We start from the raw sequence: 16,063 nt of genomic DNA, 5'->3' as shown, positions 1-16,063 counted from the left end.
GTCAGTTATCAAATTGAGAGAGCACCCATTTCACTATTAATGAAGAACAAGGTATAAAAATATCCAGTAATTCAAAGCCGTGGAAAAGCCATACTATCTCAGCTGCAAACTGGCAGCGTTTAAGCTCAGTCGCCGAGTCAGAAGATCTGATTTTCTCAACACTGCCCAGAGCCCTTTCAACCAGAAAAACGAGGCCCTCATTTTCAGCGGATACCTTCTCGTCACAGTTACCATTGCTAAAACCACGACAGTTCACCAAAACCCAGCTTTTGGGCTCCGGCAATTTTGGCAATGTTTATAAAGTTAAGGATGAGGCAACCGGTCAAACCTATGCTCAAAAAAGAATCCGCAAAGATGACCCTGCCATCAGAGCAGAAGTTAGTGTCATGGAAACTCTCAAGAAGACAGGCCCCCATGCAAACCTGATCAACCTTGAATGCATTTTCCGTGATGCGTCGGGAGAGCACATGGTCATGGAGCTTGGAGGCAAGACTCTTGACTCCAGACTTAAAGCTGGAAAACAGTTTCGCGGCGAGGAACTTCGTAACTTGATGCGCCAGATTGCCAATGGCGCAAAAACTATGGCAAATAACGGTTATCAGCACAATGATATAAAGCCAGACAACATTCTGGTTGATGGAAATAATCGACTGAAACTCTGTGACTTCGGGGTCGCAACCGAGAAAGGCAGATGGCCTTTAAAATCGCCAAGACAATATATGCCTCCGGAAGTGATGTCGTGCAGCTCTAACAATCTTTCAAAAATTGACAGCTGGTCAATTGGCTGTGTTTTTGCCGAAATGATGACAGGCCAGCCATTATTCCCTTCTTATTTATGGCAGCTACCAAAGCACGACCGTTTTTTAATGATGAAGCAGTGCATTAATGAAAAGCTTGAATTCATCAATAAAACAGAGGACCCCAGCGCTGGCCGACTCTTTAAGAGTTTAATGGAAGTCAACCCGAAGCATCGAATTCACCCTGAACAGATATTAAACAAATCCTACTTCTCCAAACGTTAACCCATATAAAGCCATCTCTGTCATGAATACCCTATAAACCGGTGCAACACACATCCAGATGACTTCAATAAAAACCAATCGACTAATTTCAGGAAACCTATGAAATAGTGACTATGCTTGCCATTTGCCCTCTGTATGGAGACTCCAACTATGACAATAAATACTGTTGGCAACTTGGTTCAGCTCAACGAAAAATATCACTCGATTGCACTTGATATTGCCTACGCTGGCAGCAATAACTTTACAGGAAAGCCCATTTATAAAAGTGACGTGAGTTACATTCACAGCGAAGCCTTAGAGTGCCTGCTGAAAGCAATCGAGCTGCTAAAACCACTGAATCTTCGGCTCAAAGTCTGGGATGCTTTTCGCCCGATGGCGGCTCAGGAGATACTCTTCAATCACATGCCTGACCCCAACTATGTAGGCAACCCCAGGACTGGCCTTTGTCCTCACTGCCGGGGAGTCGCTGTAGACCTCACCATTACAGATCGTTATGGCAGAGAGCTGGAAATGGGAACTCTGTTCGATGACTTCCGCCCACTGGCACACCATGGTAATGATCTGGTCTCAGAAGAAGCTCAGCGCAACCGGCTGTTACTGGCAGGTGTAATGAATGTTGCCGGGTTTAAGCCCATGGACACTGAGTGGTGGCACTACCAATTACCTGATCTGGTTAAGTACCCCATTATTTCAAAAGATGACACGCCTGAAGGCATTATCTAAATAAGCACGGGTAAGCAGGTATCAATTATAAGACAAAGGCACTCTATTGTGCCTGACCTATTCTTAGGGTCACGCCATGTGCGACTTTTAGGTTTGCATAAGGAGACATGACTGATCCTGCTTTCTGCTATTAAAAGCAGTAGAAAGCAAAGAAGGTTTCAGTCATGCCCGTTGAAGAGTTTATCACTACAGTCTACTGCTTGATCGACGATTTGGTAAAAGAGCTTTTTCCTGTACCACTGCGACTTCGAGGGTTTCCACCAAAGCTCACTGATAGTGAAGCGATCACCATGGAAGTTGTCGGTGAATGGCTTGGGCATCATAAGGACACTGAGATTTGGAAGTATTTTACCCGACACTGGCGACACCTGTTTCCTGACATTCCTTCACGCTCGGCATTTGTCAAACAGGCCGCCAACTTATGGCATGTGAAACAACGACTGCAAATTCGTATAGTCCAGATGATGCATGCAGATAATGCAGATATCCATTTAATCGATGGTTTTCCGATTGATGTTGTCGTCAGAACCCGTGCACCACAGAGCCGTATCTTTAAAGCTGAGGCTGGTTATGGTTACTGCGCTTCCAAGGACAAGAAGTTCTATGGCTTTCAGGGGCATTTGCTGGTTGAAGCACGAGGGATTCCTGTGGGTTTTACTCTGACCGCAGCGAACGTAGATGAGCGTGATGCAGCCTATGACATGCTCGAGACCATTTCTGGCCTCTTGCTTGGCGATAAGGGCTATATAAGGCCTGAGTTTAAAGCTGATTGTCAGGAATTAGGTATTGATCTTCAGACGCCACTGAGAAAAAACATGCAAGATGAACGTCCGAAGTCGTTTGTAAAGCTGGTATTACGGGTACGACGGAGAATAGAAACAGTGATAGGTCAATTGACAGAGCGCTTTGAAATAGAAAAGTGCCATTGTCGAGATAGATGGCATATGACATCACGTATCGCTCGGAAGTTACTGGCACATAATATTGGTTCTTATCTGAATATAATTGCTGGTCGTCCTGCAATACAGTTTGAGAACCTTATTTCCGAAGATTAAAAAACGGAAAGCAAATAATTGCGTGATTTTGAAGATACAACTTGGACTTACCATCATGCTAGCCCGGATATTTCATAAACGTGCTCCCGTTCTCGCTTGTCCTTTGCCGCCCTAAGGGAGTTTTGCTCGGTCGACCGTACTCCCCGGTACGGCACTCCCTCACAAAATCCCTTAGGGCGACAAAGTCCTGCCCGAGATTCGGGGCAGTTTATGAAATATCCGGGCTAGTAATTTGAGATAGTTTCAGACAAAGTCGCACATCGCGTTAGGGTCATAAAGCTGCTCTGGATACAGGAAGCTATCAGTCTAAAACCTTTTACATTGATCCCTTTTACTATCAATCTTTTTAAACCCAATAGTACAAGCTCAAAATGGCACATTCTTAAACTGGACGAACAATCACATACAGCTTATCGAAACACACAGTAACCCATGATGCATCTTACGATTCATTTATCCAATTTTTGAACATTATTCGTTGAATTTAAATTAAAAAATACAAGCATGATCAAACTCATTGAGACTATCTCTTGATATCAACTTAAATCAAGATCAACGGGGTGCTCTCTCAATTTGATAACTGACTCATAGGTTAGCTTCAACCTTTCCAGTCATGAACTCAGACCAAAGTTGTTCCCAGCGCCCCTTACTCTGGATCAGTGCTCTTGTTGTCAAAAGCACTTCCGCTCCTGTTGCTTTCCACCTCATTCCAGAACCACATAATCGTTGCTTTACCAGAGTCTTACAAGCCGCTTCAGTAACTCCTGAACCTATTGGCCAATGGCGTTTAAGCGCCTGATGATAATTCATTAACTGGTGATTGTTTGTAAAATAGCTCACAGCTTTGTAGCGCTTCTCTGTCAGTGCGATTGTCTTTTTCGGGAGCTCGGCTGATTCAATTTCCTGAAGGATTTTTTTGGCTGCTCCACGCTTGTTTTTCAAACTATGTAGCCTGTCTTCAAGCCACTGGTGTCGCTTCGCCTTACTGGTTGGAAACAGTGCTTCCGCTGCTCCAGCTAAATATTCAGATGCATGATAAAAATCGAGTATCTGCCCAGAGGTATGTTGTTTCAAATAACTCCAGTTTTCTCTAGCCCCGTCAGCTACCCCGATGTATGTGGCATTTGGGTAGAGTCGTTTTAGATCTGCAATCTCCTCGTCGAGCTTGCTCATAAAGCTTTGTTTACCATACTCTGGCGAACTGGCTGTATATATCGTGTGGAGCCTGTCTCCATCTGCAGAATATAGGCTCAATGTCCCACACATGGCTTCCCTCCAGCCTTCTTCACAAAGCAGCATGCAGGTTCCATCCAGACCAATGGCTATTGTTTCAACAGGCTCTTTTAGTGGAGGAAGGTGGTAGTGAGTGTCTTGCTGGTCTTCAATTAATGCACCTACTCTGTCCGATAAATGCTTGATATAAGAATTTGAAAGCGTCCTTTGATGGTTGGTCTCAAAATCTTCTTTTACCGCAGGCGCTGGCATCTGGCTGTATTTCCAGGCGATAGACTTGGCAAATTTGGGGGTAGCTGAACCAATAATACCGGCACGAAGATCAAGTGCTGCCAGAGTACTGCCACCTCTGACACCCTGATATACGGAGCGCTCCAAAGGTATACGACCGTATAAGGTTTCATAGTGCTTAAGAACCTTTCCTTTGTAGTTCCACTTCTGCTGATTAACGACGATAGGTTCTTTATTGGGTGATTCAAATAGCCCCAATAACTCTTTTGTTCCAAGCTGCCCGGCTTCATTGAGTGCACGCTGTAAACTATCTTCAAGATTCAGCATGTTGCCTGAATCTATAGAAACTTCAATTTGCAAAACGATGCTTTTGGTAGAGCTGGAAATAACAGAAGCGGGCATGACAGTTAACTATTATGAGTGGTGTTCCCATAGTAGCTGTGAAAATAGAGCACTATTGTTTCAATCATTCAGAGAGAGCACCCGATCAACGTTTTATCTTTTAAGTATGCCAGCCTACTTTAGAAATCAGAATTATTTTTAACTTTTTATATTTACTGCCTATCTTTTATCTCAGTTTTCTAAAACACCTTATATCAGATCCTTTTAGACAGGCAATGAACATGTGACCACACTTCTTATAAGACTGATCAACGACTCAAAAATCCCGAACGGAGTCACCACGCCACTATTTTATGAGTAAGACTCTTATATTCCTGAACCCCCTTCTCTGGTAAGACAATATATGCATCAGTGGCGTCAGCTGAATGAGCTCAACATCCTGCGTTTCTCTGTGGTACTCGAACTTTTTTTTGGTGTAACTGGCATCCTTGTGGCCTTGCTCAGCGGATCCAATGCAGTACTTCTCGATGGCAGCTACTCCCTTCTGTGCATGTTAACCATGATGGCAAATGTACGAATATCCCGGCTGGTCAAGCTCCCCGCAGCAGCAAATACCCCCTATGGTTATCCCACACTTGAGCCACTGATGCTGTTTTTGGAAGGCATTATTTTGCTGGGACTGTGCCTTACCCTGCTGGGATTTTCCGTTTATAAGTTGTACATGGGTGGGTATACGCCGGAATTCGACCTTGCCCTGGCTTATGAAATTTTTTCAAGCATCATTGGAGGCGCAACCGCCACTGTTTTTTTTCTACTTCATCGCTCAAAACCATCCCCGCTGATCTACTTCGAGTACCAGGAATGGCTGGTAGACGCATCAGTTAGCGCTGCTGCTGCAGTTGCGTTTTCACTGGCCTACCTGCTCGGCAATAGCAACCCCATCACCCCATATATTGACTCTATTCTGACGCTGTCACTCTTACTTTTTCTAATACGCCTTCCTCTGAAAACATTACAAAAGAATTTTAAGCAACTGCTTCTACTGGATATAGCTGTACCTGAACTCCATAAGCAGGCTAGAGAGGCCATAGCAGAGAAAAGGATCTCCATTCCGGATAAAAACCTGAATATAAACATGATCTGGATTGGCAGATGGCTATGGGTAAATATCAGCATACAGGTTCACAGTAATACCCCGCCCAGCAGCGCTGACCTCAAGGCCATCAGGACCATAACCGAAAGCATCGTAAGCTCAGCATCCAGGTATTACCGCATCATGCTGACCCTTAACTTTCCTGAGCAATAAAAACTGCCACAAAAAACGTCGTTACTCTGTAAAGAGACTACCTTATATAAATACTGAAAAACTGAAGTACGATCAGTAAGAGTGAGAACCCATAATGTCCTCGCATCAAAATCCATTGAAGCATAAAGAGGAAGTCTGCTGCCTGCAGGAAACTCAAGCTACAGATGATCACTTTATCCAGAGAGATGGTAAAACGTTTGCAGGCTATCACCTGCTGGTTGATCTGTGGCAGGCTCACTCTCTGAATGATCTGACATTGATGAGAACAACGCTTAAGGAATGCGTTGAAATCTGTAATGCAACATTACTTCACATCCACCTTCATCATTTTGAGCCTAACGGGGGTATCTCTGGTGTTGCCGTTCTTGCGGAATCGCACATCAGCGTCCACACATGGCCTGAACGCTCATTTGCCGCATTTGATCTTTTCATGTGTGGTAAAGCCATACCTCAGAATGCCATTGCTATTTTGAAGCGTACCTTTGCCCCACAGAACGTAGACATACGGCAGGAGTTACGTGGCGTGATAGAACAACAAATCCCCACCCTTCAGGAGCATGGTTTGTCATATGAACATGTATAGCGAAAGTCTGGTTAAGGGATATGGACAGACCTTTTCAATCGATAACATTTTATTCGAGCATAAAACGCCTCATCAGCATCTTGTGATCTTCGAGAATGAATGGTTTGGCAGAGTCATGGCACTGGACGGCATTATCCAGACCACGGAAAAAGATGAGTTTATATACCATGAGATGCTGACCCACGTACCGGTTTTGGCTCATGGTCATGTTAAAAGTGCATTGATTATTGGAGGAGGAGACGGTGGAACGCTCAGAGAGCTGACCAAGCATCAATCCATTGAGACAATAACCCTGGTAGAAATAGACCGCTCGGTCATAGATACCTGTCAAAAACTTCTGCCAAAACACAGTGATGGCGCATTTGATGATCACCGGCTTACACTGGTGATTGATGATGGTATGAATTTCGTCAGCAACACTGAGCAGAGCTTCGATCTGATTATCTCTGATTGCACAGACCCAACAGGCCCTGGGGAAGTGTTATTCAGTACAGCCTTTTACCAGGCCTGTAAAGAGTGCCTTGAGGCAAGTGGCGTATTTGTCGCACAGAATGGCGTTCCCTTCTTCCAGCCAGAAGAGCTGACCACATCCTCAAGGAGATTACGAGCACTCTATGCCGACCGTTGCTTTTATGGCGTAGCCGTGCCGACTTATGTTGGTGGTTTGATGACCCTCGCCTGGGCCACGGAAAACCCTGCTCTCAGGGAGGTTCCCATGGAAGAACTGACAAAAAGGTATCAGTCCTCCACTATCGAGACCCACTACTATTCACCCGAAGTACATCACTCAGCATTTAGCCTCCCGGGTTACATTAACAGCCTCATCGAATGCTGAATTGAAAAGTCGTCTGTCTTGCTACGATCCTCACTACGGGGTTATCTGAACGGACACTACTTTCCAAACAACCTGTTAAGCGGCGTATTTGTGAGCAATTGGGTCAGTAATCACCACCGTATCACCACGAAGCATAAAGTTTCCGCCGTGAAGATCCATTGAGCCCACCGTTGATAACTGGGTCAATACATCAAAGAGTGTTTCCAGAAACTCTTCATGGGATTCAATGATACTGTCATCAACCACATCTGAGATCTCATTGTCCGTTCTTTTCACCAGATGAGAACTTGATACTTTTATTTTCTCGACAAATACTTCCAATGTTTTGATTTCTTCAGGAAACTCGCTGTTATCCATTCCGAACGACTGCATAACCGCCTTGAAAGAACCCCATAAAAGGCCAAAGTCATAATCATGAAAATGCTGGGGCTGGGTGGCCCGTGAACCATCATCCGTAAAGTCGGAAAGACGCTCAACCACGTAAACGCGGACCACCATGCCACAGGGCAAGGTAATAATATCTTCACGATGAATATTCGGAAGGTGTGGGTTGTTCTGATTTTCCGGTGTCATGCACCATCTTGCAAAAATGTAATACCCGTCTTTCTTGTCAGGGCACACCTTAACCACCTTATCCGGTTCATCGGGAAGGTTATAAACCGTGGCATAAACCCCCTCTGCGACAGGGTCAAGCTCCGAGCAGCGGTCTAGAAATTGTTCAATATCCTGCTTGTCTTTGATTTCATTCTGTTCGACAAGCGCTTTTATTTCCTGGATGGTTTCCGAGTAAATCTTCATTTTAATACTATCCCTATGCCCATTCAGGCGCAGGAACGTCCGTTTTTTAATCTGTATTTATAATGTGCTCATTAATGAGCGTAGCCTTTTATTTGACAATAAATCAGCAAGGCCATATCAACCAGATCGAAAAGTGTGCATTTAATGGTTATTACGTATTCAATTCGTTTTCTTAAATACCGGACTGAAAGTCACAATTAACATTATCCGAGTTAATTGTATTTCTTTAATAAATACAATTAATAATCAACAGTCAGACAACGTCAATTCTGGTATTTACAGATAAACTATCAGGCATTTTATCGTTATCAACAAATCATTAATGCCTGATTCGGGTAACACTCTAACATCGATAAATGGTCTTTGTCAGCCCCGCTTGATTAACCCTCTGATTTCAGGAATACAGGACCCACAGTTTGTTCCAGCCTTCAAATGGCTGCCCACCTGAACAGGATCGGTAAACCCATGCTCGGCAATGGCCCGGCAGATCGTCTTCTCTCCAACCCCAAAGCACGCACACACCTGCCTGCCAGCATCTTCACCCTGGGGAGGATTGCCTGCCAGAATCCACCAGGCTTCCTCAATAGAAGCACTCTGACAAAACCAGGACTGTAACCACTGCCGGTCACAGGTCGATACCGTCGGACCTGTTATCCAAAGCGCCTGAAGCTCTGCATCGCTGAACCAGGCCACACGCCACTCACCAACTGCATTATCCGTATACTCCACCTTCTGGCATGGCTTGAGCCGTTCAAACAGTGCCAGCTGACCCAGGTTTCTACCGGCCATTTCATAGCGATAGCCATTTTCAATACGGACCTCGGTCATATAATCAATATCCCGAACAGCCAGTCTCTCCCTGGTTAACAGGACGCCATGCTGCTCAGCGTGATGCGGCTCAACTGCCACTGGGGTAAACTTCAAATCCGGTTGTTTGGACACAGGATCAAGCACCGGATTCACCAGTACCCCGGAAAAACCCGACTCACTGTGCTGACGTGTCCAGTGCATGGGCATAAACACTTCACCACTGCGTTGGGCATCAGAAACCTGAACCCGCACCACCGCCTTGCCGAACTCTGATGAAATCTGACACAGCGCCTGATCACTCAGCCGGTAACGTTCAGCATCGTCCGGATGTATGGCCAGAAACGGCTCATCGGTATGTTGATTCAAACGGGCTGAAAGCCCTGTCCGCGTCATCGTATGCCAGTGATCACGCACACGGCCGGTATTCAACAATAATGGATAAGACTTACCAGGCGTATTTACCGGGCGGTGAACAGGAGTGGCGATAAAATTCGCTCGGCCATTCTGGGTGAAGACCCCCCCCTCCTTAAAAAAGCGGGCCTTGCTTTCCGTGTTTGGCATGACCGGCTTTGTGATAGAGGACAACCTGGAACCATCAAAATCACCCTGAACCTTATCCTCTGATAATGGCCATTGAAACGGTTCCAAAGCGTCATATTCTGAATCAGTGGCTCGAGCCAGAGGGGCTATATTGAAATCTCGAATTTTTCCCTCAGGGTTATTTTCATAACCGGAAAGCGCCGCATGCTCACGGAAGATATCGGCACTGCCGGAGTAGTCAAACGCCTCAGCAAACCCCAGCCGACCTGCCACTTCACTGATAATCCACCAGTCCGGTCTGGCTTCTCCTGCCAGGGGAAACAGTGCCCGCTGCCTGGAAATTCGGCGTTCAGAGTTGGTGACCGTGCCATCCTTTTCACTCCAGGGAGCAGCAGGCAATAAAATATCCGCAAATTCAGCGGTATCGGTGTGTTCAATGCAGTCCGAAACGACCACTGTCTGACACTTTTTCAGCGCCTTTATTACGCGGTTACTGTCAGGCAGACTGACCACCGGGTTTGTCCCCATGATCCAGACAAAACGTATCTCCCCCCGGTCAATCGACTTGAACAGATCAACCGCCGTCTTTCCGGAAGACTTTGCCATATTCGGTGCACGCCAGAAACGCCCGACTCTGGCGACATCTTCAGGCGTAAACTCCATGTGCGCAGCCAGCTGATTTGCCAGCCCACCCACTTCCCTGCCACCCATGGCATTGGGCTGCCCGGTCAGTGACAACGGACCACTACCAGACGTTCCGATACGGCCGGTCGCCAGATGGCAGTTGATCATGGCATTTACTTTATCAGTGCCCGCTGCTGACTGGTTTACTCCCTGTGACCAGGCCGTCACCGTTTTTTCTGTCTCACAGAACCAGTGATAAAACTGAACAAGTGCTTTTTCCTCTACGCCACAGGCATCCGCCAGTTGTTGCATATCACTAAAGCTGGTTCTGGCAGCCTCCAGTGCCTGATCAAAGCCCTGGCAGTATGTGTCTATATAGGTCTGATCCAGAGCATCCTGATCAGCAAGCCACGAAAGCAGACCATTAAACAGTAGCACATCAGAGCCCGGTTTTATGGCCAGATGCAGATCAGCAATATCACAGGTTTCCGTGCGCCTTGGGTCAACCACCACCACTTTCATGTCCGGCCGCTGTTCTTTCATCGCCCGGATACGCTGGAACAACACCGGGTGGCACCAGGCGGTATTGGAGCCCACCAGCACCAGCAGGTTAGCCAGCTCCAGATCCTGATACGTATTCGGAACGGTGTCGGAGCCGAACGCTCGTTTCTGACCAGCCACCGTGGAAGCCATGCAGAGCCGGGAGTTGGTATCCATATTGGCACTGCCAATAAACCCTTTCATCAGTTTATTGGCCACATAGTAGTCTTCAGTCAGCAGCTGACCTGACCCATAAACAGCCACAGAGTCCGGCCCATAGTGCTCTATGGTTTCCTGCAGCCGTGAGACCAGTTCATCCAGCGCTTCAGACCAGACGACCTGACGACCATGAACCTTTGGATAAAGAAGACGCCCATCCAGTGATACCGTTTCTCCCAGGGCGCTTCCCTTGGAACAGAGGCGACCATAATTGGCAGGATGATCTTCCCGGCCCTTGATCTCAATCAGGTGCAACTCAGGATCAACGACCCTTGCGGAAATACCGCAACCCACACCACAGTAGGCACATGTCGTATTGATATCCTTTGTCAGTTGATTTACTGCCATGATACTTCCCTGAACCTTTTACAGAACCGTCATGCAGCCAGAAAACGCTGCCCGAAAATAAGTTGTTGCCGGATGGCTGAAATGTCAGTGCCCGACTCCATCAACGTCTGGTACCACAAACCATCGGATACATCGCCGTACAGGAGTACACCTTTGATCCGATTATTCTGAAGTACCAGCTTGCGATAGATGCCCGCATCTGAAGCATCAAGCGTAATCACTTCCTCCCTGCTTATTTCGTCGCTCTGTTCATCACTCTTTTCTACAAAACAGGAAGGGTTGAATTCACCACTGGAAAACAGGTTGATGCCATCCACTTTCAAATTGGTAGGAATGGGGACTGGGGTAAACGTCTGGCTCTGATCACCCAGCAGGGACGCTGCAACGATTTCCGCATGCCGATAAACCGGAGCGACCAGACCAAACAGCAATGACTGCGTTTCCTGCCCGGAAGTCAGCTGCATCTGCGCACATTCACCGACGGTAAAGATATCCGGGTCAGAGGTCTGCAGCCGGTCATTGACCAACACCCCACGGTCGCATTTCAAGCCAGCTTCCTGCATCAGCTGAATGTTCGGCCTGACACCGGCAGTCACCACCACCAGAGAGGCAGGTAGATATTCACCGTCAATCTGCACACCACAAACCCGACCATCAACGCCCTCATAGGATTTCAGCGTTGCACTGCTGCGAAAGGCGATGCCTCTTCGTTCGAGTTCCTTGCGCAATAAATGCCCGGCATGTTGGTCCAGCTGACGAGCCATGGGAATGGGCATGTTATCCACGATGGTCACCGACATGCCACGCTTTGCCAGACCACTGCCACACTCCAGCCCCAGCAAACCGCCGCCTATCACCACAGCCTGCCCCTGACCCGCTTCAAGCATCAAGTCGACATCGGCAAGACTGCGAAACGCGAGAACCCCCTGAAGATCAGCACCCGGTACAGGTATCTGATTGGGCAGTGACCCGGTGGCAAGAACAAGACGGTCATAGTCGAATGTCTCATCACCTTGAGTGACCACCCGCTTTAATGAGCGATCAATCTGAATAGCCCGGTAGTCCTCCCCCATCAGCAGTTTTATACCCTGCTGCTGATACCAGGTGGCACTTTTCAGATGAATCCCTTCCAAATCGACACTGCCTGCCAGCAGCTTGGACAGTTGAATCCGGTTATAACCTGGACAATCTTCTTCAGAGAGCACAGTCACTTGAAAAGGACACTGACCACCGGCAAACAGCTGCTCAAGAAACCGGACCGAGCCCATGCCATTGCCAATGACCACCAGTTTTTGCCGGCCGTCCGGCTTTTGATAATGGCTCATCAGGCAACCCGTTCAGCAACGTGTCCGACCAGCGGGGTGGGCATCACCTGTACGACACCCTCATGTAAACGAACCGGGAACACCTTCAAACTGACCGTATCATCTTCCAGACATTGTCCACTGGCTAAATCAAAGTGCTGTTTATAGATGGGCGATGCCACGACCAGGTGGCCCTTAAGGTCACCCACAAGTCCCCGGGACATCACATTGGCATTACTGAATGGGTCAAAATTTTCCAGGGCAAACACCTGATCCTTCACCCGGAATACCGCAACCTGATGGCTGCCCACCAGGGCGCAGATGCCAAGGTTTGAAGAAAGCTGTTCATCCTGACAGATCGTCGTCCACTGGCTCATTACATCACCTCCTTCAGCTGAATCTTTTCCTGTTCCGTTGCGGGTCGTATCTGGTTCCGTTCATCCACAAAGACAACATTGCTGTCCAGCTGGTCACTGTTGATAAAATGACTGAAACGCTTGAGTTTCTCAGGACTCTCCAGCGTCGTTTTCCATTCACACTGATAGGTACCCACCAGATGGGTCATTTCATCTTCCAGCTCCTGATTAATGCCAAGACTGTCGTCCATGATGACGGACTTGAGATAATCCAGGCCACCTTCAAGGTTATCCAGCCAGACCGACGTTCTCTGCAGCCGCTCAGCCGTTCGAATATAAAACATCAGGAAACGATCGATGTATTTCACCAGCGTTTCATCATCAAGCTCGGTGGCAAACAGGTCAGCATGCCGGGGTTTCATCCCTCCGTTACCACCCACATAGAGGTTCCAGCCCTTCTCGGTAGCAATTACGCCAACATCCTTACTCTGGGCTTCGGCGCACTCCCGGGTACATCCCGAAACGGCCATTTTGACTTTATGAGGTGAACGCACTCCTCGATAACGGTGCTCAATGGCAATGGCCATGCTGGTGCTGTCCAGAACACCGTAGCGGCACCAGGTACTGCCCACACAGGATTTAACCGTTCTCAGGGACTTCCCGTAGGCATGCCCGGTTTCAAACCCAGCATCCACCAACCGCTTCCAGATAGCCGGCAACTCATTAACCTGGGCACCAAACAGATCGATCCGCTGGCCGCCAGTGATTTTGGTGTAGAGATTAAAGTCTTTAGCCACCTCACCAATCACAATCAGCTTCTCCGGGGTAATTTCACCGCCGGGAACCCGTGGCACAATGGAGTAGGTACCGTCCTTCTGCATATTCCCCAGGAAATAATCATTGGTGTCCTGAAGCGGAGCATGATCACTCTTCAGAATGTAATCGTTCCAGCAGGAAGCCAGTATGGAACCAATGGTAGGCTTACAGATATCACAACCCATGCCGCGACCATGCTTTTCAATCACCTGGGAGAACGTTTTCAGCTCGCCGACCCTGACCAGGTGATACAGCTCCTGCCTTGAATGTGGAAAGTGCTCACAAATATCTTTTTTGACTTCAACACCCAGTTGAGTCAGCTCGTGGTCGAGCACCTGCTTTACCAGCTGGGCACAACCACCGCAGCCAGTTCCGGCATTGGTTTCAGCTTTGAGAGCTGCAATATCCTGACAACCTCCAGCCACCGCACCGACCAGTTCCCCCTTACTTACATTGAAGCAGGAACAGATCTGGGCCGTTTCCGGCAGTGCAGCCACCCCCATTCCAGCACTGGCAGAGCCATCACTCTGAGGCAAAATCAACTCAGCAGGGTTAGCCGGAGGCACAATGCCATTCAACATCATTTGCAGTAACGTTCCATAGTCGTCTGCATCCCCGACCAGAACGGCACCCAGAACTCTCTTTTTGGTTTTGGATACGACCAGCTTTTTATAAACCTGTTTTTCCTGGTCAATGAACTGATAACTCAGTGAGCCTTTTGTATTGCCATGAGCATCACCAATACTGGCCACATCAACGCCCATCAGTTTTAGCTTGGTACTCATATCTGCGCCGGTAAACTGGCTATTACCGTTACCGGTTAAATGATCAACCGCTACCTGGGCCATTTGATAGCCGGGAACCACCAGTCCAAAAATCCGGTTTTCCCACAGCGCACACTCACCAATGGCATATATAGATTCATCAGAGGTCAGACAGTCATTATTGATAACAATGCCACCTCGCTCCCCCATGGCCAGCTCGGCCTGTTTTGCCAGTTCATCCCGTGGACGAATACCCGCAGAAAACAGCACAATATCGGTATTCAGCACCTCACCATCGGCGAACTGCATTTGATGGACTGCGCCCTCACCATCAGTGATCAGCTGGGTGTTCTTGCCGGTATGGATTTGCACGCCAAGCGCTTCAATCTTCTGTCGAAGCATGGCACCACCGCCATCATCCACCTGAACAGCCATCAAACGGGGTGCAAATTCAACCACATGGGTTTCAAGGCCAAGATCTTTTAACGCTTTGGCGGCTTCCAGCCCCAATAGCCCGCCACCCACAACGGCACCAACCCTGCTGTTGCCAGCCGCTCTGGCAATGGCTTCCAGATCCTCAATGGTACGGTACACAAAGCAGTTGTCCCGCTCATGCCCTGGCACTGGTGGCACAAAAGGATAGGACCCGGTAGCCAGCACCAGCTTGTCGTACTGAATACTTCTCTCTTTGTTGGTGGTTAATTCCCGGGCATCACGGTCAATGGCAATCACCGCTTCATCGAGAATCAGATCAATACCGTTCTCCTGATAAAAACCTTCCGGCACCATGGACAGGTCTTCGGCACTTCGACCACTGAAAAATTCGGAAAGGTGAACACGATCGTATGCAGGGCGGGACTCTTCACCAAAAACAACCACCTGGTAGTGCTCTAATCCACCAGCAGCCACCAGCTTTTCCATAAAGCTGTGACCGACCATGCCATTACCGACGACTACCAGGGTTTGTTTCCCGCTCATTTCGGCTAATTCCCCATTGTTGAACACACTTTGTCTGCCAGCATGCAGGGGGTATGCCAAAACACTCAAAGCTATGCCTGAAAGTTAAAAGTAAAGATTTACTGGAACCACAAAGAGCACGAAGAACACCAAGTCTTTAAAAGATACCTTTGTGAACTTTGTACCCTTTGTGGTTAGAAGGCTTGTGATGCCTTTGATGTGGAAGATAAATCCTGGGTATTTTTTTGAACCACAAAGCGCACGAAGAACACTAAGTCTTTGAAAAGATACCTTTGTGAACTTTGTGAACTTTGTGGTTAGAAGGCTTGCAATGCCTTTGATGTGGAAGATAAATCCTGGGTATTTTTGAACCACAAAGGACACGAAGAGCACAAAGCCGATAAAAAGATAACTTAGTGAACTCTGTGATCTTTGTGGTTAAAGAGCTTGTAATACTCTCGCCACACTCCCAAAACCAGAGTATATGCAACACTGCCAGACTGTATCCGTCGCCGAAAATCATGCACCAAAATAAAAACAACAGCCCACACCCGCGTCATTATTTGGTGCATATTGTGCAATTTTTGATTGAACTACTTATTGGCAAACTGGCTCAGCCCCCTAAAATAGCCCACCCATTTTTACTGGTTTCCCTGA

The 16,063-nt window shown here is 47.7% G+C and carries 12 protein-coding genes; 6 read left to right on the top strand and 6 right to left on the bottom strand.

Going from position 1 to position 16,063, the window contains the following annotated elements:
• Positions 1-269 precede the first annotated feature (269 nt).
• The 3 genes from ACOCLE_RS04085 (at position 270) to ACOCLE_RS04075 (ending at position 2,800) form a co-directional block, all read left to right on the top strand.
• On the top strand, positions 270-1,022 hold the full coding sequence (locus ACOCLE_RS04085) for a serine/threonine-protein kinase (RefSeq protein WP_419535619.1): 753 nt from the start codon (positions 270-272) through the stop codon (positions 1,020-1,022).
• 150 nt (positions 1,023-1,172) lie between these two features.
• Positions 1,173-1,745, top strand: coding sequence for a D-alanyl-D-alanine dipeptidase (gene ddpX / locus ACOCLE_RS04080; protein ID WP_419535618.1), 573 nt, complete (start codon positions 1,173-1,175; stop codon positions 1,743-1,745).
• A gap of 164 nt (positions 1,746-1,909) precedes the next feature.
• Entirely contained in the window at positions 1,910-2,800 is an 891-nt protein-coding gene (locus ACOCLE_RS04075) for an IS982 family transposase (RefSeq protein WP_419533099.1), read from the top strand.
• Between the two features lie 585 nt (positions 2,801-3,385).
• Here the strand turns inward: ACOCLE_RS04075 and ACOCLE_RS04070 are convergent.
• Positions 3,386-4,666 (bottom strand): ISKra4 family transposase, encoded by a 1,281-nt coding sequence (locus tag ACOCLE_RS04070; RefSeq protein ID WP_419532972.1) that lies wholly within the window; start codon positions 4,664-4,666, stop codon positions 3,386-3,388.
• A 343-nt stretch (positions 4,667-5,009) separates the two neighbouring features.
• On the opposite strand from ACOCLE_RS04070, the gene ACOCLE_RS04065 reads away from it, so the two are divergent.
• From ACOCLE_RS04065 to speE, 3 genes are all read left to right on the top strand, one after another.
• Entirely contained in the window at positions 5,010-5,912 is a 903-nt protein-coding gene (locus ACOCLE_RS04065; protein WP_419535617.1) for a cation transporter, read from the top strand.
• Positions 5,913-6,027: 115 nt separating this feature from the next.
• On the top strand, positions 6,028-6,495 hold the full coding sequence (gene speD / locus ACOCLE_RS04060; RefSeq protein ID WP_419535616.1) for an adenosylmethionine decarboxylase: 468 nt from the start codon (positions 6,028-6,030) through the stop codon (positions 6,493-6,495).
• The gene (speE, locus tag ACOCLE_RS04055; protein ID WP_419535615.1) at positions 6,482-7,330 is read left to right on the top strand and encodes a polyamine aminopropyltransferase; all 849 of its coding nucleotides are present in this window, start codon (positions 6,482-6,484) and stop codon (positions 7,328-7,330) included. The genes speD and speE overlap by 14 nt, the downstream gene beginning before the upstream one ends.
• Positions 7,331-7,405: 75 nt before the next feature.
• Here the strand turns inward: speE and ACOCLE_RS04050 are convergent, their stop codons facing one another.
• From ACOCLE_RS04050 to nirB, 5 genes are all read right to left on the bottom strand, one after another.
• Positions 7,406-8,128, bottom strand: a complete 723-nt coding sequence (locus tag ACOCLE_RS04050; RefSeq protein ID WP_419535614.1) for a hypothetical protein — start codon at positions 8,126-8,128, stop codon at positions 7,406-7,408.
• Positions 8,129-8,494: 366 nt separating this feature from the next.
• Positions 8,495-11,209, bottom strand: a complete 2,715-nt coding sequence (locus ACOCLE_RS04045; RefSeq protein WP_419535613.1) for a molybdopterin-dependent oxidoreductase — start codon at positions 11,207-11,209, stop codon at positions 8,495-8,497.
• A 29-nt stretch (positions 11,210-11,238) separates the two neighbouring features.
• A complete protein-coding gene (locus ACOCLE_RS04040; RefSeq protein WP_419535612.1) occupies positions 11,239-12,534 on the bottom strand; it encodes an NAD(P)/FAD-dependent oxidoreductase in 1,296 nt (431 codons plus the stop codon).
• Positions 12,534-12,890: a nitrite reductase small subunit NirD gene (gene nirD / locus ACOCLE_RS04035; protein ID WP_419535611.1), complete on the bottom strand. Its 357-nt coding sequence runs from the start codon at positions 12,888-12,890 to the stop codon at positions 12,534-12,536. The genes ACOCLE_RS04040 and nirD overlap by 1 nt, the downstream gene beginning before the upstream one ends.
• Complete coding sequence (gene nirB, locus ACOCLE_RS04030) at positions 12,890-15,427, bottom strand: nitrite reductase large subunit NirB (RefSeq protein WP_419535610.1); 2,538 nt, start codon at positions 15,425-15,427, stop codon at positions 12,890-12,892. Before nirB ends, nirD begins: the two co-directional genes overlap by 1 nt.
• Positions 15,428-16,063: the final 636 nt, after the last annotated feature.

This window comes from Endozoicomonas sp., from assembly GCF_965196975.1.
Lineage (GTDB): Bacteria > Pseudomonadota > Gammaproteobacteria > Pseudomonadales > Endozoicomonadaceae > Endozoicomonas.
The sequence above is the reverse complement of the archived record's forward strand: the minus strand, read 5'-3'. Positions and strand labels throughout refer to the sequence as shown.

Excerpts from the sequence above, each read along its gene's own strand:
- ACOCLE_RS04075 (WP_419533099.1), top strand. The coding sequence starts at position 1,910 with ATGCCCGTTGAAGAGTTTATCACTACAGTCTACTGCTTGATCGACGAT.
- ACOCLE_RS04065 (WP_419535617.1), top strand. The coding sequence starts at position 5,010 with ATGCATCAGTGGCGTCAGCTGAATGAGCTCAACATCCTGCGTTTCTCT.
- speE (WP_419535615.1), top strand. The coding sequence starts at position 6,482 with ATGAACATGTATAGCGAAAGTCTGGTTAAGGGATATGGACAGACCTTT.
- ACOCLE_RS04070 (WP_419532972.1), bottom strand. The coding sequence starts at position 4,666 with ATGCCCGCTTCTGTTATTTCCAGCTCTACCAAAAGCATCGTTTTGCAA.
- ACOCLE_RS04040 (WP_419535612.1), bottom strand. The coding sequence starts at position 12,534 with ATGAGCCATTATCAAAAGCCGGACGGCCGGCAAAAACTGGTGGTCATT.
- ACOCLE_RS04050 (WP_419535614.1), bottom strand. The coding sequence starts at position 8,128 with ATGAAGATTTACTCGGAAACCATCCAGGAAATAAAAGCGCTTGTCGAA.
- ddpX (WP_419535618.1), top strand. The coding sequence starts at position 1,173 with ATGACAATAAATACTGTTGGCAACTTGGTTCAGCTCAACGAAAAATAT.
- ACOCLE_RS04045 (WP_419535613.1), bottom strand. The coding sequence starts at position 11,209 with ATGGCAGTAAATCAACTGACAAAGGATATCAATACGACATGTGCCTAC.
- nirD (WP_419535611.1), bottom strand. The coding sequence starts at position 12,890 with ATGAGCCAGTGGACGACGATCTGTCAGGATGAACAGCTTTCTTCAAAC.
- nirB (WP_419535610.1), bottom strand. The coding sequence starts at position 15,427 with ATGAGCGGGAAACAAACCCTGGTAGTCGTCGGTAATGGCATGGTCGGT.